This window comes from Sphingomonas sp. CFBP 13706, assembly GCF_014842355.1.
Taxonomy (GTDB): Bacteria; Pseudomonadota; Alphaproteobacteria; order Sphingomonadales; family Sphingomonadaceae; genus Sphingomonas; species Sphingomonas aerolata.
This window is the reverse complement of sequence record NZ_JACYVM010000008.1, coordinates 100,361-120,803: the sequence shown is the minus strand read 5'-3', so window position 1 is coordinate 120,803 and position 20,443 is coordinate 100,361. Positions and strand designations below refer to the sequence as shown.

Genomic DNA, 20,443 nt, shown 5'->3' with positions numbered 1-20,443 from the left:
CTTCGCAATCGATTGCATAACGAGTCTTGCAATCGATTGTGAAAAGCGTATGAGGCGATTCTGGGCTTCATAGAAAGCCACCGCGCAGGGAGGATATCATGAAAGCACGTTACATTTTGCTCGCCGGAATCGCCGCCACGTCCTTCGCGACGGTTGCCGCTGCGCAAACCACGCCGGTCCAGGACGCCCCCGTTCAGGCCGCACCCGCGCCGGGCGAGCAGCCCGCCGACACCGCCGCGACGCCGGCGCCGATCGACGGCCAGGACGACATCGTCGTCACTGCGGTCGCGCGCGGCACCAACCGCCTCAACACCTCGATCACAACCAGCTCGATCGGCTCCGACGCGCTGATCCAGCTCGCGCCGCGCACCTCGGGCGAGCTGCTGCGCAACCTGCCCGGCATCCGCGTCGAGGCTTCGGGCGGTGACGGCAACGCGAACATCTCGGTCCGCGGCTTGCCGGTCGCATCGGGCGGCTCGAAGTTCCTCCAGCTCCAGGAAGACGGTCTCCCGATCCTCGAGTTCGGCGACATCACCTTCGGCAATGCCGACATCTTCCTGCGCGCCGATTTCAACGTCCGCACGGTCGAGTCGGTCCGCGGCGGCTCCGCCTCGACCTTCGCGTCCAACTCGCCCGGCGGCGTGATCAACTTCATCTCGAAGACCGGCGAGCAGGAAGGCGGCGCGTTCCAGCTGTCGAGCGGGCTCGACTACCGCGAATTCCGCGTCGATTTCGACCAGGGCGGCAAGCTCTCGGACAGCGTCACCTATCATGTCGGTGGCTTTTACCGGATCGGCGACGGCCAGCGCGAGGTCGGCTTCGACGGCGTCAAGGGCGGCCAGCTCAAGGCGAACATCACCAAGTCGTTCGACAATGGCGGCTATGTCCGGCTGTACGGCAAGTATCTCGACGACCGCGCGATCGGCTATCTCCCCAACCCGGTGCGCGTCACGGGCAGCAACAGCGACCCCGATTACAGCAGCATCGCCAATTTCTCGATCAACAACGGGACGCTGCACAGCGCCAACATCCGTACCGCGCAGACGCTCGACGGCAACAACCGGCTGACCACGCGCTCGATCCGCGACGGCCAGCACCCGGTCGTCTATTCGGCGGGCCTCGAGACGCAGATCCCGCTCGCGGACGACTGGAACATCGTCGAGCGGTTCCGCTATGCCGACATTTCGGGCGGCTTCACCTCGCCCTTCCCCGCCAGCGTCGATTCGGCGCAGTCGATCGCCAACGGCATCGGCGGCGCGGGCGCCCAGCTCTTCTACGCCAGCGGTGCGCAGGCCGGTCAGCGCATCGGCGACCCCGCCTCGCTCAACGGCAACGGCCTACTCGCCAACATCGTCCTGTTCGACGTCGACCTGAAGAGCCTCAATAACATCACCAACGACATCCGCCTGAACGGTTCGCTGCCCTTCGCCGGCGGGTCGCTCGCGGTCACCGGCGGCTTCTATGCCTCGCGTCAGGACATCAAGAGCGACTGGCTGTGGACCTCGTCCGTCCAGACCGTCGCGGACAACGGCCGCTCGGAACTCGTCGACGTCCGCACCGCGGCGGGCGTGCCCGTCACGCAGAACGGCGTCCCCGGCTATTCGGCGAGCTTCTTCGGCAATTGCTGCCGCCGCTCCTATGACCTCGACTACACGACCTACGCGCCGTTCGCGCAGCTCGGGCTCGAGCTCGGCCGGTTCAACATCGACGGGTCGCTGCGCTATGATTTCGGTCGTGCGCGCGGCAGCGTCGCCGGCTCCGATCTCGGCGCCGCGTTCGGCAGCGGCATCACGACGTTCGACATCAACGGCGACGGCGTGATCTCGGCCGCCGAGCGTCAGGTCGCGGTGATCCCCAACGCCCGCTCGCCGCTCGATTACAACTATGACTACCTGTCCTATTCGGGTGGCGTGAACTTCCGCCTGACCGACAGCACGGCGGTGTTCGGTCGCTACAGCCGCGGCGGGCGTGCCAATGCCGATCGCCTGCTGTTCGGCCCCTCGATCAACACCGCGACGGGCGGGCTGACCGACCAGGGCGCAGCGGTCGATTTCGTCCGCCAGCTCGAGGGCGGGTTCAAGTTCCGCCAGGGCGGCGTGTCGCTCTACGCCACCGGCTTCTGGGCGCGCACCGAGGAACAGAATTTCGAGGCGACGACGCAGCGCTTCTTCAACCGCGAATATGACGCCAAGGGCGTCGAGATCGAGGGCCGGATCGCACGCGGGCCCTTCTCGCTCTCGGCCGGCGGCACCTATACGGATGCCGAGATCACCCGCGACGTGCTCAACCCCGGGGTCGAGGGCAACCGCCCGCGTCGCCAGGCCAAGTTCATCTACCAGGCGACGCCACAGGTCGATTTCGACCGCGTGACGATCGGCGCGAACGTGATCGGCACCACCGACAGCTATGCGCAGGACAACAACGTCCTCAAGATGCCGGGCTATACGCAGGTCAACGCGTTCGTCTCGATCCGCCCGGCGGACAATGTGACCGTGTCGGTTAACGGCAACAACCTGTTCGACGTGAAGGGCATCACCGAGGCCGAGGAGGGTGCGATCCCGACCAACGGCATCGTCCGCGCCCGGTCGATCACCGGTCGCACGATCTCCGCCGCCGTCCGCTTCGGCTTCTGATCGGCCGACCCAGGTGCGCGTATCCTCCCCCACCGAGCGTCGCCTCGCGGCGCTCGGTCCCCGCCTGCGCCGCCAGCTCGAACGCCTGTATGGCAGTACCGGGCTGGCGATCTGGCCGCGGCTCGAGGCGATCCTGCGCGAGCGGGCCGCCGAACGCCCCGCCGCGATGGCTGCCCTCGACGAGGCGCGGCTCGCCGACCCCGACTGGTTCGTCGCGCCCGACATGCTCGGCTATTCGACCTATGTCGACCGGTTCGCCGGGACGGTCGAGGGTCTGATCGGGCATGTCGACCATCTCGAATCGCTCGGTGTCCGCTATCTCCACCTGCTCGCGCTGTTGAAGGCGCGCGAGGGCGACAGCGATGGCGGCTTCGCGGTCGCCGACTATCTGTCGGTCGAGCCACGACTGGGGACGATGGCCGATGTCGAGCGGCTCGCCGCACGGCTGCGCGAGGGGCCGATCAGCCTGTGCGTCGATCTCGCGCTCAACCATACCGCCGACGATCATGCCTGGGCGCAGGCGGCCCGCGACGGCGATCCGCATTATCGCGCCTTCTACCACGTCCTTGGCGACGACGAGGCGCAGGCCTATGAGGCCGATCTGCTGCAGGTCTTCCCGACCACCGCACCGGGCAATTTCACGCATGTCCCGGCGATGGGCGGACAGGTCTGGACGACCTTCTACCCGTTCCAGTGGGACCTGAACTGGGCCAATCCGGAGGTCATGCTCGCGATCGTCGACACGATGCTGCGGCTCGCCAATCACGGGTTCGAGGCGTTCCGGCTCGATTCGATCGCGTTCCTCTGGAAGCAGCTCGGTACCGACTGCCGCAACCGGCCGCAGGCGCATTACATCGTCCGCGCACTGCGCGCCGCGCTCGACATCGTCGCCCCCGCGACCTTGCTCAAGGCCGAGGCGATCGTCCCGACTGCGCTCGTCCCGCCCTATTTCGGCGCGGACGAGGGGTCGGACTGGGATGGCGGGTTCGAGCCCGAATGCCATCTCGTCTACAACAACTCGCTGATGGTCGCCGGCTGGGTCGGGCTCGCCGAGCAGTCGGCCGCACTGCCCCACGCGATCGTCGCGGCGAGCGGCGGCCTGCCGCGCGGCGCGAACTGGCTCAGCTATGCGCGCTGCCATGACGATATCGGTTGGGGCGCGGTGATCGGCGACCTTGCCGGGATCGACCCGGATCCGGTCGCGCGGCTGACCATAGCGGCGAAGTTTCTCGACGGCGCGGAGGGCAGCTGGGCGCGCGGCGAACCGTTCCAGTCGGACGGTTCGGTGCTGCACGGCTCGAACGGGACGATGGCGTCGCTCGCCGGGCTCGAGGCCGCGCGGACCGATGAGGAGCGCGAGCATGCGTTCCGCCGCATCGCGCTGCTCAACGCGCTGTCGATCGCCAGCGGCGGCCTCGCCACGCTCTATATGGGCGACGAGGCCGGCCTGCTCAACGACCACAGCTATCGCGACGATCCCGATCGGGCGCATGAGGGGCGCTGGCTGCACCGCCCGGTGATGGACTGGGACGCGCTCGACCGCGTTGCCGCCCTTCGCATCTCCGGCGACATCAGGGCGCTCCGCGCCGCACGCATCGCCAGCGGCGGGGCCGGCGCGCCTGCGACGATCCTCACGTCGACGCCCGCGCTGCTCGGCATCGCCTGTGGCGGCGACCGCGTCTTCCTCAATTTCTCGCCCCATCCGGTCCGGGTCGGCGATCTCGCCGGCTGGCACGACCGGGTGGCGGATACCCCCATCGGAGACGACGCCATGATCGGTCCCTGGAGCGTGCTTTGGGCAGGACCCTCGGCATGACCGCCGCCCCGCCGCTGTTCGGCTGCATCGAGGCGGGGGGCACCAAGTTCGTGCTCGGCGTCGCACGCGATCCCGACACCGTCCTCCGGACCGCACGCATCCCCACCACCACGCCCGACGAGACACTCGGCGCCGCGCTCGAATTCTTCACCGCGGCGCAAGCTGAATGGGGCGCGGTCGAGGCGCTCGGCATCGCCTCGTTCGGCCCCGTTGATCTCGATCGCTCGTCACCGGGCTGGGGCCGGATCGTCGACACGCCCAAGCCGGGCTGGAGCGGCACCGACCTGGTCGGCCCGTTCGCGCGCGCGCTCGACTGCCCGGTCGGGTTCGACACCGACGTCAACGGCGCAATCCTCGCCGAGAGCCTGTGGGGCGCCGCCACCGGCGCCGACATCGCGGTGTACGTCACCGTCGGCACCGGCATCGGCGGCGGTGCGCTGGTCGAGGAACGCCCGGTGCATGGCAGCCGCCACCCCGAAATGGGCCATATCCTCCCCCGCCGGCATCCCGACGACCGCGACTTCGCCGGCACCTGCCCCTTCCACGGCGATTGCCTCGAAGGACTGGCGAGCGGACCCGCGATCGCCGCGCGCTGGGGTGCGTCACTGTCGGAGCTTGGCCCCGATCATCCCGCGCATGACATCGTCGCCTATTATCTCGCCCAGCTGGTCGTCGCGCAGCAGGCACTGCTGTCGCCGCGGCGGATCGTCCTCGGCGGCGGCGTGCTGGGAACCCCCGGGCTGCTCGACCGGGTTCGCGACCATGCCGCGCGGATGGCGAACGGCTATTTCGGTACCCACGATTATGCCACCCTCATCGTCGCGCCGGGACTTGGCGACCGCGCCGGCTTGCTCGGCGCACTGGCACTCGCACAAAGGGCGCGTCGATGACCAAACCCCGTCTGTCGCTGATCCGCCTCATCGAGATGAATCTCGGCTTTCTCGGGCTGCAATTCTCGTTCGGCCTGCAACAGGCCAATATGGCGCCGATCTACGGCTATCTCGGCGCGGACGAGGCGAGCCTGCCGCTGCTCTGGCTCGCGGGTCCAGTGACCGGGCTGCTGATCCAGCCGCTGATCGGCGCGATGAGCGACCGGACCTCGACCCGGATCGGGCGGCGGACCCCCTATTTCCTCGTCGGCGCGGTGCTGTGCAGCCTGTGCCTGCTCGCCATGCCGTACAGCCCGACTTTGTGGGTCGCGGCCAGCCTGTTGTGGGTGCTCGACGCCGCCAATAACGTGACGATGGAGCCCTACCGCGCCTATGTCGGCGACCGGCTGCCCGATGATCAGCGCGCAGCGGGGTTCCTGACCCAGTCGGCGTTCACCGGCCTTGCGCAGACATTGTCCTATCTCGCGCCGTCGCTGCTCGTCTGGATCGGCTTCAACAAGGATGCGGTTGATGGCAACGGCATCCCCGACATCACGCGGATCGCCTTCCTGATTGGCGCGGTGCTGTCGCTCGCGACGATCCTCTGGTCGGTCCTGCGCGTACCCGAACTGCCCCTTCCCGAGGAAGAAAAGGCGCGGCTGGCGAAGGAACCGCTGACGCTCGGCGGCACGCTGCGCGACCTCAAGACCGCGCTGGTCGAGATGCCCCGGCCGATGCGCCAGCTCGCGCTCGCCATGCTGTGCCAATGGTATGCGATGTTCGCCTATTGGCAGTTCATTACCTTCGCGGTCGCGCGCTCGCTGCACGGCACGGCCGATGCGAAGAGCGTCGCGTTCCGCGATACCGTACTGACCGTCGGCCAGCTCGGCGCCTTCTACAATGCGGTCGCGTTCGTCGCGGCGATCGCGCTGGTGCCCGTCGCCCGCCGCTTCGGTGCGAAGACGGCGCATGCCGGCTGCCTGCTCGCATCGGGCGTCGCGATGCTGGCGATCCCCGGCATAAGCGACGAGGCGGGGCTGTTCGTCGCGATGCTCGGCATCGGCATCGGCTGGGCGAGCATGATGGGCAATCCGTACGTCATGCTGATCGACATGATCCCGCCCGAACGCAACGGCGTCTATATGGGCATCTTCAACATGTTCATCGTCATCCCGATGATCATCGAGAGCCTGACCGTCCCGCTCTTCTACCAGCCGCTGCTCGGCGGCGACCCGCGCAACATCCTGTATGTGTCGGGTGCGCTGATGGTGCTCGGCGCGGCCGCGACGCTGCGGGTCCGGATGCCCGCGACGGCGACGGCGACGCGAGCTCCGTCGTAACGGCGGGACCGGGCGTCAGCCGACCGCGGTCGCGTGGATCGGCATCAGCGCCGCGCCGATCGTCGCGGCCGCGCCCTGCAGCGTCGATACCGAGATGCGCGGCGGGACGCTGCAATGGTCGCCGATGTGCATCGCGCCGAAATCGATGTTGCGGACCAGCGCGTCGAGGATCGGCGTCGGCAACGGGCTCGAGATCACGAACTCACCCGGATCGATCCAGGCGATCCCCCAGTTGATGATCGGCACGATCTGCCCCGCGGCGCGGAGCACCCACGCGTCGACGACCGGCTCATAGCCCTTGATCACCCGGTCGAAGTCCACCAGCGAGTCGATCGCGCACCCCGCCTCGCGCAACGTCGACAACAGGTCGAGCGTCGAGGGGCGCGGCGCGCTGGTCGGGTAGAGGCAGCCGATCTCCCCCGCGCTCGCCATCGCCCCGCGCAGGATGCGCCCCTCGACGATGATCCCCGCGCCGATCCCGTGCCCGAGCAGGATGACGACCGCGGTCGAACAGCGCCGCATCAGCCCCCCGACATAATATTCGGCGAGCGCCGCCGCGTTCGCGTCGTTCTCGATCCACACCGGGTGGCCGATATGCTCCTCGAACAACGCCTTCAGGTCGATCCCGCGCCACGCCGCCAGACTGTCGACCGTCCAGCGCCGCGTCCCCTCGATCGACAGCGCCGCCCCCGGTACGCCGATCCCGACGCCGAGCAGCCGCCGGCCGAGCAGCCGGTTCGCGATCGCCATCTCGTGCATCGCGGTGGTCACCCGCTGCGCGAACACGCGCGGATCGGGATCGTCGAACGGCGCGGACCGGTGCGCGATCACGCCGCCCGCATAGTCGACCAGCGCCACCTCGAGCAGCCCGCGGTGGAGCATCGCCCCGACCCCGTATCCCGCCTCGGGCGAGATTTGCAGCGGGACCGCCGGGCGGCCCGGCGCGACCGGGGCCGCCCCCGGGCATTCCTCGATCAGCCCGTGCGCGAGCAGCGTCGCCGACAGCCGCGTGATCTTGGTCGCGCTCATTCCCAGATCGGCGGCGAGATCCTTGCGCGACCGTGCCCCCCAGGACCGCAGGATCTGCATCACGCGCCGCTCGTCGTCATCCAGTCTCAACCGCGACATCGCCATCCGCACACGTCCCTTCGCCGCACCAGATAGCCGATTAGTTTATTTCGTGAAATTAATTAATTTTGTCATATTTCCCGACCAACGGCTGACATATCAATCGGGTGGGAGAAAAAATCATGACAAAACACGGCTTGCGTTCGGGATGTGCGCTGATCGCGCTGGGGATTGCGGCACAGACGCCGGCCTGGGCGCAGACGGCATCTTCAGCTCCTACGACCGCGACCGCTGCCGACCAGGCCAGCGACCCCGCCCAGGCCGACCCCGCCCAAACCGACCCCGTCGCCGGTACCGACATCATCGTCACCGGCTCCGCGCGCGAACAGCGTCGCTTCGACGTCTCCTATGCGGTCAATTCGCTCAGCAACGCCGACATCCAGAAGCTCGCGCCGCTCAACTTCGCCGATCTGCTCGGCAAGCTGCCGGGGTTCGCCGTCGAGAATACCGGCGGCGAGGTCCAGAACATCATCCGGCTGCGCGGTCTGCCCAGCGACGGCGGCCTCGTCACCTTCCAGCAGGACGGCCTGCCGCTGTTCCACGAGAATGACGGCAACTTCTTCCGCGGCGACAGCCTCAACCGCTTCGACCTGATGACGCAGCGCGTCGAGGTCGTGCGCGGCGGCCCCGCCCCCGTCTATGCGAGCTATGCCGCCGCGATCGTCAACAACATCACCGTCTCGGGCACCGACACGGTGCGCGGCAAGGCACAGCTCACGCTCGGCGACACCGGCCTCTACCGGATCGACGGCTATCAGGCCGGGCCGATCGACGATTCGACCTATTACGCGATCGGCGGCTTCCTCCGCCGCCACGACGGCTATCGCGACAACGGCTTCCCCAACGACCGCGGCGGCCAGATCCGCGCCAACATCAAGCATGACTTCTCGAATGGGTCGCTGCGCGTGTCGGGCAATTACCTGAACGACCACAACGTCTTCTACCTGCCGATCCCGACCGCCGACCCGCGCGATCCGTCCAAGTCGCTCAACCAGTATATCGACTTCTTCAGCGGCACGATGAATTCGCCCGCGCTGCGCAACGCGACGATCCGCTACCGCGAGGCCGACGGCACGACGCGCAATGTCGGCGCCGATCTCGGCAATGGCCGCCACACGCAGTTCGGCAATGTCGGCGTTCAGTATGACGCCGATTACGACGGCTGGAAGGTCGCCGCCAAGGGCGGGGTCAGCATCGGCAAGCTCCACTTCAACGCGCTCTATTCGACCAGCAATCCGTCCGACGCGACCGCCTTTGCAGGCAGCTATCTGACCGCCGCACGCACCGCCTTCGGCGCGGGCGTCACCCGCCTCGGCTATGCGATCGCCGGCACCGACGGCGCCGAGGTCTATGACCCCAATGCAGCCTCCGGCCTGGTCGTCCCCGCGCAGTTCCGCGACGTCACGTCGAAATTCTACTCGACCCAGGGCGATCTCAGCGTCACCCGATCGATCGCGACCGGCTTCGGCACGCACGATCTGCGCGTCGGCGTCTATGGCAGCCTGTACGGCGAAACCAACGAGGTCGCCTATCAGGACTATCTGCTCGAGGTCCGGGGCAAGCCGCGCACGCTCGACCTGATCGCCTATAACGCCGCCGGCCAGGCGCTCGGATCGGTGACCGACAATGGCGTGCTGCGCTACACGACCACGCTCAACCGCGGCAACACGGACGCGTCGATGTACGCCTTCTACGCCAACGACACCTGGGAACTGACCCCGGGGCTGAAGATCGACGGCGGCATCCGTCACGAACGCTACAGCTTTGACGGCTATGCCTTTGCGACGACCTCGGCCAATCTCGGCGACCCGACGACGCTCGCCGACAATGCCGTGCGCGCCTTTACCGGCCAGATCATCCGCTCCTCGCTCGCGCCCGACATCACCAACTGGACCGCGGGCATCAACTACGACGTCACCCGCCATCTCGGCGCCTATGCGCGCGCCTCGCATCTCGAAACCCCGCCCTCGACGCAGGTCACCTATCAGATCAACCCGACGATCCTGACGCCCAAGGCCAACCAGTATGAGGTCGGGCTGAAGGCCGCGTTCGGCCGGTCCTATCTCTATGTCATCGGCTTCTACACGCGCTACGACCCGCTCAACGCCTCGTTCGTCGCGCTCGACCCGGTCACCGGCCGCAACGACCAGTCAGTCCCGTTCGTCGGCAAGGCGGACATCAAGGGGATCGAGATCGACGGCAATCTCGCGCTGCCCTACGGCTTTGCGGTCACCGGCGCGCTCACGGTCAGCGATCCCAAGTACAAGAGCCTCGTCAACGCGAACGGCGCCAGCGCGGGCGATGTCGAGGGCAACCAGCTCGTCCGCGAGCCCAAGGTCTATGGCAATATCCGCCCCTCGGTCGATTTCGACATCGCCGGCAATGCGGTCCAGCTCTATGGTCGCTACGAATATGTCGGGAAACGCTATGTCGATTTCTTCAACAACACCGCGCTGCCCGCCTATGGGACGGTCGGCGCGGGCATCACGCTGACGCGCAACACGTGGCAGATGCAGGTCGTCGGCGACAACATCTTCAATGCGAAGGGCCTGACCGAGGGCAATACGCGCACCGACCAGCTCAGCGGCCAGGGCACCGCGGACGCGATCTACGGCCGTCCGATCTTCGGGCGCAACGTCCGCCTCGTGGTCAGCAAGTCCTGGTGACCGGCCTGCGGATGATCCTCGCGGTGGCGCTGGCGGCCACCGCATCGGTGCCGCTCGCCGCGCAGGGACCGGCGCCGGCGGCAACCGGGCAGGTCGGGCGATCCCCCGACGCCCCGATCGACGCGCTTTCGCAGCGCCTGTTTCCCCGGCTCGGCGCGTTACGCGCTACGCCGCGCTGGGCGCAGGCACTCGACCGCGACCCGGCGATGGGGACGCTGCAGGCCGCCCGCACCGCGCGGCGCGCGGCGTGCGGCATCGCAGCCGCCTGCACGATCGAGGCGGCGATCTGGACGACCGGGGATCGCGCCGCGCTCGTCGCGATCCTCGATCGGCTCGCGGGCAAGCGCGGGCTGCCGCCGCTCGCGGCGAACGCGGATCTCGCACCGGTCGCGGCGATCGATGCCGAGCTCGACGGGCTGAACGCGGTGCTTCGCGTCTATGGGCTCGGCCATCCGTCACGCTATCCCGCGATCGACGGCCCCGTCTTCACCCCCGCGGTCCCGTATTTCGCCGACGGCGTCGCAGTCGGGATCGAGTTCGCCCGCGCCGCCTCAGGCGCTGCGCCCGACACGCTCGACGGCAGCGTCGCGCTCGCGCTCGCGCTGCTCGATGGCAACGACGCGACCGCAGCGACATTGTTCGAACCGCTCGACGACCGCGAGAATGCCGGCGCGCGTGCCGCGGCCGCACACACCGACTGGGCCGCCTTCCGCTATACCGCGCTGATCGTGCCCGGCGTCGGGCCGGAGGACAGCGCCACACGGCTCAGCCCGCGCAGCAAGCTCCACGCGCTGCTCGCCGCGCAACGCTTTCGCCAGGGGCTCGCCCCGTTCATCCTCGTCTCGGGCAGCGCGGTCCACCCGCGCGGCACCCGCTTCGTCGAAGCCGTCGAGATCCGCCGCGCGCTGATCGAGCGCTACGCGATCCCCGCCGATCGCATCATCCTCGAACCCTATGCGCGGCACACGACGACCAATCTGCGCAACGCCACGCGGCGGATGGCCGCGCTCGGCATCCCGCTCGACCGGCCGACGCTGATCGTCACCGACGCGCAGCAGAGCGCCTATATCGAAAGCCCGACCTTTACCACGCGCAACACCGCCGAACTCGGCTACATGCCCGGCGCGATCGGCCGGCGGCTGTCCGTCTACGACCTCGAATTCCGCCCGTCGCGCCAATCGCTCCGCCACGATCCCCGCGATCCGCTCGACCCATGACCAGTGTCTTTCAGCGGTCAGACCCCGCAAACACAAACTCCCCAACCCCCACCCCCACCCCGGCGAAGGCCGGGGCCCAGTTGGGAAACGGCACTGATCGGGAACAACGCGCGTTCCTCCCCGCCATCCCGACCCCACTCCAACCGCGACGGTCACGCCGCATCCTCGCCCATCCGCTCCTCCTCACCCTGCTCCTAACCCCCGCCGCCGCCGTCTCAGCCCAAGACACCCCCGCCGATCTCGTCGCCCCCTTGGTCGGAACACTCGCCGATTTCGGCCAACTCACCCCCGCCGCGGTCGCGCCGTTCGGCATGGTCCAGCTCGGCCCCGACACCAGCCCCGCCAACCACGCCGGCTATGATCACGCGGCCACCACGTTGCTCGGCTTCTCGCACACGCGCGGCGTCGGCGTCGGCTGCGGCGGTGCGGGCGGCGACCTGATGATCGCGCTACGCTACGCCGGCAGCGATGCAGTCCCTGCGCGGATCGACAAGCCCAGCGAACGCGCGCGCGCCGGCACCTACAGCGTCCGCTACGACGGCGGCATCCTTGCCGAGACGACCGCGACGCGCGGCGGCGGTGTGCTGCGCTTCACCGTGCCGCGCGCGGGCACGCTCGACCTGCGGATCGACCCGCGACGCAGCTATGCCAAACGGCTCTCGGCCAACTGGGCACGCCTCGACAGCGACGACCTGCGTGCCGATCTCGTTGCGGGCACCGTCTGCGACCAGGGCGCCTATCGGCTCCACACCGCCAGCCGGATCCGGGTCAACGGGCGCCTCGTGCATCGCCGGCTGAGTGTCGGCGCCGGTGATCTGGCGACGCTCCGCCTCGTCGCCCGCGCGGGGGACCGGATCGAGATCCGCACCGGCCTGTCGAGCGTCGACGGCGGCGGCGCGGCGCTGACCCGCGACACCGAACTGGGCGACCGGCCGTTCGCGACCATCGCCGCGGCGACCCGGTCCGACTGGAACCGCGTGCTCGGACGGGTGGTGCCGACTGGTCGGCGCGACCGCCGCGCGCTGTTCTACACCTCGCTCTACCGCGTCATGCAGACCCCGGTCGCGATCGACGATCCGGACGGCCGGCACCGCGACAAGAGCGGCCGCATCGCCGTCTCGCCCAAGGGCCGGACGCGCTATGCCAGCTGGTCGCTTTGGGACAATTACCGCACGCAGATGCCGCTGCTGGCGCTTCTCCAGCCCGAGCGCAGCGCCGACATCGCCGCCTCGCTTGTCGCGCTCTATGCCGGTGGCAAGCCGCAATGGTCGACCCGCGACGAACCCTTCCTGACGGTGCGCACCGAACATGCCGGGATCGCGCTGCTCGATATGCACCGCAAGCGGATCGCGTTCGACACGGACGCGGCGCTCGCCGGCATGGTCGCGGACAGCGCCACGCTCAAGCGCGGCACCCCCGACGAACAGATCGAGGCCGCCTATGACGACTGGGCGACCGCAGAACTCGCACGCGATCTCGGCCGCACCGATCTCGCGGCGCGCTTCACCGCCAAGGCGCTGTCCTACCGCCCAATGTGGCGCTCGGTGTTCCAGTCGCCCGGCGCGGACGGCGACGTCGTCAAGGCGCGCGGGCTCTATCAGGGTACATTGTGGCAATATCGCTGGGCGCCGGTCTTCGATCTCGGCTGGATCACCCAGACGGTCGGGCGCGCGCGGCTGCTGGGCGAACTCGAGACTTTCTTCGGGCAGGGCCTGTTCAACATGACGAACGAGCCCGACATCCACGTCCCCTGGATGTTCGCCGCGCTGGGCGAGCCCCGGCCGACCGCGGATCTCGTCCGGACGATCCTGACCCGGCCGATCGCGCATCCCTATACCAACAGCGGCAAGCTGGCGGTGCCGTTCGTCGGTCGCAGCTTCGCGCTGGCACCGCAGGGATTTGCCGACGGGATGGATGATGACGCGGGCGGCCTGACCGCCTGGTACGTCTTCGCGGCGCTCGGGCTCTATCCGCTGGTACCGGGAGAGCCCTGGTACGTCCCGACGACGCCCGCGTTCGAACGGGTCCGTCTCGATCTCGGCAAGGGGCGCGTGCTCAGCATCCGCCGCGACGGACCAGCGGACGGCGTCATACAACGGGTAACCCTGGACGGACGCGCGCTGTCCACGACGCGGATCGATCATGCCGATCTGATGCGTGGCGGTACGCTGGTCGTCACCACGCAGGCATCGCCGCCGCAAAATGTCCCGCAACTGCAAGACAGCCGCGCTAGGGTCGCGGTCGATGGCATGCTCCACCCCCGATAACGCCGCCGCCGCCGCGCCGCCCGCCACGGCGCGGATGCTCGGCTATGCGAGCGGCAATTTCGGCAAGAACCTGCTCGCGTCGACGATGGATGTCTTCCTGATGTTCACGCTGACCGAATATTGGGGGATATCGCCGCTCGCCGCCGGGCTGATCGTGATGCTCGGGCTGGTCTGGGACGGGCTGTGCAACCCGCTGCTCGGCCGCATCCTCGACCGCGCCACCGACCGCGCGGGGCTCTACCGCCGCCTGCTCGTCCTCGCCGCCCCTGTCGTCACCATCCCCTTCACCATCGTCTTCCTCCTCCCGACTCCCCAGCCATCCTTCATAATTCCCTGGGCGATCAGCCTCGTACTGGTTTTCCGCACCGCCTATGCGACCTGCGATGTCGCGCATAATGCGCTGATGATGCGGATGACCGGGCGACAGGGTGCCGCGACGATGCTCTCCGCCTTGCGGTACATGTTCAGCTGCCTCGGCGCGCTGGCGGTCGCCGGCTCCGCGCCCGCCTTTGTCGACCCCGCGCTTGCAGGCGGTCATCGCCTCATCGCCACCACGGCCTGTGCCGCCCTCGCCTATGTCGCGACGTTGTGGCTGGCCGCCGCATCGGGGCCCGCCGCCACCGAGCCGCCGCGAATACCGGCCAGGCCGCAAACGCCGCTCCGGGTCTGGATCCTCCGCAATCGTCCGTTCTGTGCGCTGCTGGTGTTCGGCTTCGCACAGGCGCTGACGCTGCCGGTCTTTGCGCGGTCCTTCGCCTATATCGGCAAGGGGGTGATCCACGACCCCGACTGGACCGCGCGCGCGCTCACGACGCTCGCGCTGTCGCAACTCGTCATGCTGCCGGTCTGGGTCGGAGCGAGCCGGCGCGCCAGCCAGCACGGCGCTCTTGCAGCAGCGCTCATCCTCGTTGCGGTCGGATCGGCGGTGTTCGCGACGGGACCGCGCGGCATGATGGCGGGGATCGCGCTGTTCGGTGCGGGCAATGCCGGCGTGCAGATGATGATCTGGGCGCTGCTCGCCGACGCGATCGATCACGGTGAGCGCCGGACCGGGGTCCGGCTCGAGGCGGTGCCGGTCGCGTTGCTGCTCCTCACGCTGAAGCTGGGTGGCGGGATCGGCGGTGCGCTGTTCGGTCAGGGCCTCGCCCTGGCCGGCTGGACCGGCACCGCCCCGCTCGGCGAGACCGGCGGCGGACAACTGCTGGCCATGGCGTGGGCGATGCCGGTAGCGGGGGCGGTCATCGGAATCGCGGTGGTTGTCTTGCAGTCCCACACCGGTGCGGGACGTTCCACCGTCCCCGCAACACGCAGCCTGCCCAGCAGCGTGAGCAGATCGAGCGTCGGATAGCGGGCGGCTGCATTGTCATACATCGCCCGGCACGTCGCGATATCAAACCATGCCGCGCATTTCGCGGTCGCTATCTCCGGCGCATCCCCGCGCCCTCCGACGCCTTTTCGCGGGCCGCTCCTTACAGTTGCTGAAACAAAGTGTTGGACGGCAGATACTGTGAATAATAATAGACAGTGTACAGCCTGGCATGCGGACCCGGCGCTTGGTCGAGAGGAGCAGGATTATGAAATCAGCATCCACGATTCGGTTTGGACATCTGGCACTTTGCGTCGCGCTCTCGGCGACGGCGCTCTCAGCCTGCTCGAAAAAGGCGGCCGAGGAGCCCGCCGCGGGCGAAACCGCTGCCGCCGCGCCGGAAGCCGCTACCGCAAACGCGGCGGCTCCGACTGAGGCTGCCGCGCCGGCGGCAACGGCCTCCGCCGCCGCGCCGGCTGCCGACAATGTCGATACGCTCAGCGGCGTCAAATTTGCCGGCTATACGGGCGATGCCGCCAAGGGGAAGACCGCGTTCATCACGTGCCAGACCTGCCACGCGATCGACGCCGGCGTGAACAAGATCGGCCCTTCGCTGCACGAAGTGGTCGGCCGCGCCGCGGGAACCGTCGCCGGCTACACCTATTCCGCCGCCAACAAGAATAGCGGGATCACCTGGACCCCCGAAAAGCTGTTCCAGTATCTCGAAAAACCGCAACGCGTCGTCCCGGGTACCAAGATGGCGTTCCCGGGCATCCCTGATCCGCAGAAGCGCGCCGACGTGATCGCCTATCTGCAAGCCGGCGGCTGAGCGAAGCCGCTGCTCCTGCCCCACCGGTCCCGCTCGCGCCGATTGCGGGATCGGGCGGGGTCGGGAACAGGTCCGCGTCCGAAGCGCCATGCCGGCTCCCGCGCGCCGACGTGACCGACATCTACCCCCGTGCCGTCCGCGCCAGATCGGCAAGATGGACCGGCAGTGACACGATCAGCGGCACCGCGATCCATCGCCAGTCGAGCCCGGTCAGCGCGGTGCGCAGCGCGAACAGCATCAGCATGCCCGGCGCCAGCCGAAGTGCCGCGATCGCCATGCTCCACCCCTGCCGTCTCAGCCAGAGAAGTTCGAGGGCGATGACCCCCAGCACGATATCAACCGCGTGCCCGCTGGCGAACAGCCAGGTCAGGAAAAGGGTCCGTTGAGCTGGACGATCGCCAGATTGAGGTAACCCGCGAACCCCACCCAAAGCAGATAGGGCAGCAATAGCGCTGCCGCAGACCGCGAATGCCGGGCCAGGACGACGATCAGCAACAGGATCGACAGCCAGAGCACGACCATCTCCGCGACCGCCCAGTCAGGCCGCTGCAGGCGGAAGAAGACGAGGCTCCACAGGATGTTGAGAAACCCGTTGCCCGCAAACAGGCCGAGCAGCCATTCGCGCTCGCGCCACCCCGCAATCGCCCGCCACCCCGTCACGCCCGCCAGGGCCGTGCAGCTGTAGATCGCGGTCCAGGCCAGCCCATAGGCGGCGTCGGGCGGTGCCCAATGCGGCTTGAGCAGACTGGCATACCAGGATCCGGTGTCGATGATCGTCGCGCCCACCAGCGCCACCAATGTCGCGAGCAATGCCGCGATGCACACCGGAAAGATCCAGACCCTATCCATCGTGCATCAGCTCGCGGTCTGCAGCAGATGCTGCATGTCCTTGACGAAGATCCGTGCATAGGCGAGCGGCCGCGCATAGATCAGCCGCTTGTTCATATAGGCGTGCCAGGTCAGATGCTGGACGTCGCGGTCGGCGCACATCGCCACGAAGCGTTCGCGTCGGCGATCGTCGCGGTACCAGAAATGCTGCATGATCGCGAGGATGCGGAACACCAGCCCATGCGCGCGCATGAACCGCCGCCGCGCCGCGCCGAGCGCCTTGGGGTCTCCGCTGGCGAGGAAGGTATCGACCGCCTCGGCGGCGAACCGCGCGGACAGCATCGCGTAATAAAGCCCCTCGCCCGAGGCCGGCGCGACCGCCCCCGCGGCATCGCCGATTACCAGCACGTCGCGGCCATTATCCCATCGCCGCAACGGGCGGAGCGGGATTGGCGCGCCCTCGCGACGCAGCGTCACGCACGTTTCGAGCCCGAGCCGCACGCGCAACCGGCTGGTCGCGTCACGCAAACCATGCCCCTTGTGCGCGCTGCCGACGCCGATGCTCGCGGTGTCGCCGTGCGGGAACAGCCAGCCGTAGAAATCGGGCGAAAATTCGGCCTGATAGAAGACGTCGCACCGGGTGCGATCGAACCCTGCGGTGCCGGGTTGCGGCGTACGGATCACCTCGTGATAGGCGAAGACGCACGGGTTGCGCACCGCATCGTCGAACACCGCCTCGGCGACGCGCGACCGGGCGCCGTCCGCACCGATCACGCACCGCGCGCGGACGCGATGATCGCCCTCGCCATCGGTATAGCGGACCTGTGCGCCACCATCGCCGTCGCGGACGATCGCCTCGAACCGCCCGGTGCGCCGCTCAGCGCCCTGTTTGGCAGCGCGGTCGCGCAGCCACTCGTCGAACGTGTCGCGGTCGACCATGCCGACATAGCCGCCCGCGCCGCTCGGATCGACCGGCATGTCGACCGCACGCCGCGACGGCGCGATCATCCGCGCGGTTCGCGCCCGCCCGACGATCAGATGATCGGGAATCGCGAAATCACGGATCAGCCGCGGCGGGATGGCGCCGCCGCACGGCTTGATCCGGCCGGCGCGATCGAGCAGCAGCACCGATCGCCCCGCCTGCGCCAGCTCGGCAGCGGCGGTCGCCCCGGCCGGGCCGCCGCCGACGACGACGCAGTCATAGGTCGTCATGCCGCCGCGCGCGCGCGCGACTGGCGTCATGTCCTGCTGGCGACCCGGCCTGCGCATCGCCAGCGCTGCGGCGACGACGAAGACCAGCGCCTCGGCCAGGAAGACCAGGGTGAAGACGGTGGCGGGAGAGTCGATCCGGCTCCGCCCGAGATCGACGCCCGTCGCGCCGAGCAGCCCCCCAAGCCCGAAGGCGATCGCCTGCGCTGCGCCCCACACGCCCATGCGGAGTCCCGCCTGCTCCCGCCCCTCTGCCTGCCCGCGTCCCGCGAGCGCGATCATCGCGCCGATCGCCGCGACCGCAAAGACGCCATTGGCCAGCCCGAGCAGCGCGACATTGGCGGTCAGCGGCCAGCCCGGCCCGATCCGCGCCGCCAGCGCGAGCCCCGCCAGCGCCGCCGCCGACCCGAGACACCCGCCACCGATCCACCAGCGCAGCCCGCGCGTCTCCCCGCCTTCACCCCGCCCGCCGCCAAACGCCCCGCCGCCGACCCCCGCGACGATCATCCCGACGAGCACACCCCCGTGCTGCACCCCTGACAGTTGCGTCGAGGCACCCGGCGCGAGCCCGAACACCAGCCCGGCGAACGGCTCGAGGATCAGGTCCTGCATCGCATAGGCCAGCATCGAGACGAAGACGAAGAGCGTGAAGCGGCGGGCCTCGCCATCGGCCCAGATCGTCCGCAACGCCGCCGTCAGCGTAGCCGATCGCTCCCCCCGCCGGGACGCGTCGACCGGCGTGGCGAGTGTCCTGGACGGTGCAGCCCCCTCGACGCCGAGAAGCGCCACCACGGCCAGCGCGAATGCGCACGCCGCGACGCCGGCCGCAACCCGGGTCAGCCGCGCTGCGGAAAAGGGTTCGAGCAGCGCACCGGCCACTCCCGCGGTCACCGCGATCCCCGCGACCATCATGATCCAGGTGATCGCCGCCGCCGCCGCGCGCCGTTCGGGCGCGACTCGCGTCGCGAGCAATGCCAGCAGCGAGGTGCCCGCCGCGCCCACGCCCATGCCGATCATCGCAAACGCGGCAATCGCCAGCGCCAGCCCCCCGGGCGCGCGTGCGGCGAGCAGCGGCAGCGCACCGACCGCGAGCAAGGCGCCGAGCGCGAGCACCGCCATGCCCCCAACAATCCAGGGTGTCCGCCGCGTGCCGCGATCCGAACCATGCCCCCAGACCGGTCGCGACAGCTGGACCGCATAATGCCAGGCGACCAGACCGGCGGGGAGCGCCGCGGGCAGCGCATATTCGACCACCATAACGCGGTTCAGCAGCGAGGTCGCCAGCATCACGATCGCGCCGATCGCGCTCTGCACCAGCCCGAGCCGCACGATACCGAGCCAGCCGAGCGGGACCCCGCTCACAACCCCGCCACCCCGCCGAGCCCGAACGCCGACGCCAGCATCCCGAGGACATAGAGCGTCGTGCCGGTCGCGTTATACCACGGCGTATTCTTGAGCGGATCGCGCAGCAGCCGCACCATCAGCGCCAATTGCCCCGCCAGCAACGCCGCGACCAGCAGCGCGACAAGCCCGTGCCCCCATAGCGCCAGCAGGCCGATCACCGCGACCTGCGGGACCGCCATGACAATACAGGCCAGCCGGGCGGCGCGATTCACCCCCAGCACGACCGGCAGCGAACGCAACCCCATCATCCGATCGCCCTCGACCGCCTTGAAGTCGTTGAGCGTCATGATGCCGTGCGCGCCGGCGGTGTAGAGGCCGAGTATGACCATCACCGCAGCATCGGGCCAGCCGCCGGTCATCGCCGCCGCGCCCGTGAACCAGGTCAGCCCCTCATAGGTCAGCGCGACCACCGCGGGCCCCCAGATCCCACTCGCCTTGAAGCGGAATGGCGGCGCGCTATAGGCCCAGGCGCAGGCCAGCGCGACGCCGGTCGCCGCGAACACCAGCGGCCCCATCGCCGCCCCGACCGCCGCCGAGATCAGGCTGCCCGCGATCGCGATCCACAAGCCCCCGCTGCCGGCGATCCGCCCCGACGGGATCGGCCGCAGCGGCTCGTTGATCGCATCGACATGGCGGTCGAACCAGTCATTGGCCGCCTGGCTCGTGCCGCAGACCAGCGGCCCCGTCAGCAGGACACCTCCCAGCAGAAACGGCCAGCGATCGCCCAGCGGAACGCCCGACGACACGACCCCGCACAGGAACGCCCAGATCGGTGGAAACCAGGTGACCGGCTTGAGCAGTTCCAGCACGTCGCGAGCCGCGGGCGGCGGCATCGCGACACGGGAAGCGGACAGGCGATCCATGTCACGAAGCTAGGATCAGACACTCTCATCTGTCAACATATGTTGACACCAACGTTGATAACACTCGC

The 20,443-nt window shown here is 68.9% G+C and carries 14 protein-coding genes; 9 read left to right on the top strand and 5 right to left on the bottom strand.

Annotated features, from left to right (window positions below; genetic code table 11):
• The first annotated feature begins 98 nt into the window (after positions 1-98).
• Genes IFS44_RS15115 through IFS44_RS15100 form a run of 4 tightly spaced genes read left to right on the top strand, consistent with a single transcriptional unit; the run spans position 99 to position 6,658 of the window.
• Positions 99-2,633 carry a TonB-dependent receptor domain-containing protein gene (locus IFS44_RS15115; protein WP_192099053.1) on the top strand — a complete coding sequence of 845 codons (2,535 nt, stop codon included), beginning with the start codon at positions 99-101 and terminating at the stop codon, positions 2,631-2,633.
• Between the two features lie 13 nt (positions 2,634-2,646).
• Positions 2,647-4,449: an alpha-amylase family glycosyl hydrolase gene (locus IFS44_RS15110; protein ID WP_192099052.1), complete on the top strand. Its 1,803-nt coding sequence runs from the start codon at positions 2,647-2,649 to the stop codon at positions 4,447-4,449.
• A complete protein-coding gene (locus IFS44_RS15105; protein WP_192099051.1) occupies positions 4,446-5,339 on the top strand; it encodes an ROK family protein in 894 nt (297 codons plus the stop codon). The genes IFS44_RS15110 and IFS44_RS15105 overlap by 4 nt, the downstream gene beginning before the upstream one ends.
• Complete coding sequence (locus IFS44_RS15100) at positions 5,336-6,658, top strand: MFS transporter (RefSeq protein ID WP_192099050.1); 1,323 nt, start codon at positions 5,336-5,338, stop codon at positions 6,656-6,658. Before IFS44_RS15105 ends, IFS44_RS15100 begins: the two co-directional genes overlap by 4 nt.
• A 15-nt stretch (positions 6,659-6,673) precedes the next feature.
• Here IFS44_RS15100 and IFS44_RS15095 read toward each other — a convergent pair whose 3' ends face one another.
• Entirely contained in the window at positions 6,674-7,792 is a 1,119-nt protein-coding gene (locus IFS44_RS15095; RefSeq protein WP_192099049.1) for an ROK family transcriptional regulator, read from the bottom strand.
• 116 nt (positions 7,793-7,908) lie between these two features.
• Here IFS44_RS15095 and IFS44_RS15090 point away from each other — a divergent pair, with 116 nt between their 5' ends.
• The 5 genes from IFS44_RS15090 to IFS44_RS15070 all read left to right on the top strand — a co-directional run bounded on the left by IFS44_RS15090 (position 7,909) and on the right by IFS44_RS15070 (position 16,071).
• Positions 7,909-10,452, top strand: coding sequence for a TonB-dependent receptor (locus tag IFS44_RS15090; protein WP_192099048.1), 2,544 nt, complete (start codon positions 7,909-7,911; stop codon positions 10,450-10,452).
• A complete protein-coding gene (locus tag IFS44_RS15085) occupies positions 10,449-11,669 on the top strand; it encodes an ElyC/SanA/YdcF family protein (RefSeq protein WP_192099047.1) in 1,221 nt (406 codons plus the stop codon). The genes IFS44_RS15090 and IFS44_RS15085 overlap by 4 nt, the downstream gene beginning before the upstream one ends.
• Before the next feature lie 251 nt (positions 11,670-11,920).
• Complete coding sequence (locus tag IFS44_RS15080; RefSeq protein WP_244650334.1) at positions 11,921-13,936, top strand: glycoside hydrolase domain-containing protein; 2,016 nt, start codon at positions 11,921-11,923, stop codon at positions 13,934-13,936.
• Positions 13,914-15,284 (top strand): MFS transporter, encoded by a 1,371-nt coding sequence (locus tag IFS44_RS15075; protein ID WP_192099045.1) that lies wholly within the window; start codon positions 13,914-13,916, stop codon positions 15,282-15,284. The genes IFS44_RS15080 and IFS44_RS15075 overlap by 23 nt, the downstream gene beginning before the upstream one ends.
• 226 nt (positions 15,285-15,510) lie before the next feature.
• Positions 15,511-16,071: a c-type cytochrome gene (locus IFS44_RS15070; RefSeq protein WP_192099043.1), complete on the top strand. Its 561-nt coding sequence runs from the start codon at positions 15,511-15,513 to the stop codon at positions 16,069-16,071.
• 121 nt (positions 16,072-16,192) lie between these two features.
• On the opposite strand, the gene IFS44_RS15065 is transcribed toward IFS44_RS15070, so the two are convergent.
• The 4 genes from IFS44_RS15065 to chlG form a co-directional block, all read right to left on the bottom strand.
• A complete protein-coding gene (locus IFS44_RS15065) occupies positions 16,193-16,348 on the bottom strand; it encodes a hypothetical protein (RefSeq protein ID WP_192099041.1) in 156 nt (51 codons plus the stop codon).
• A gap of 89 nt (positions 16,349-16,437) precedes the next feature.
• Entirely contained in the window at positions 16,438-16,920 is a 483-nt protein-coding gene (locus tag IFS44_RS15060) for a TspO/MBR family protein (RefSeq protein WP_192099040.1), read from the bottom strand.
• A 6-nt stretch (positions 16,921-16,926) separates the two neighbouring features.
• Positions 16,927-19,470, bottom strand: a complete 2,544-nt coding sequence (locus IFS44_RS22800) for a geranylgeranyl diphosphate reductase (RefSeq protein WP_342366439.1) — start codon at positions 19,468-19,470, stop codon at positions 16,927-16,929.
• Complete coding sequence (gene chlG / locus IFS44_RS15045) at positions 19,467-20,375, bottom strand: chlorophyll synthase ChlG (RefSeq protein WP_192099038.1); 909 nt, start codon at positions 20,373-20,375, stop codon at positions 19,467-19,469. The genes IFS44_RS22800 and chlG overlap by 4 nt, the downstream gene beginning before the upstream one ends.
• Positions 20,376-20,443: the final 68 nt, after the last annotated feature.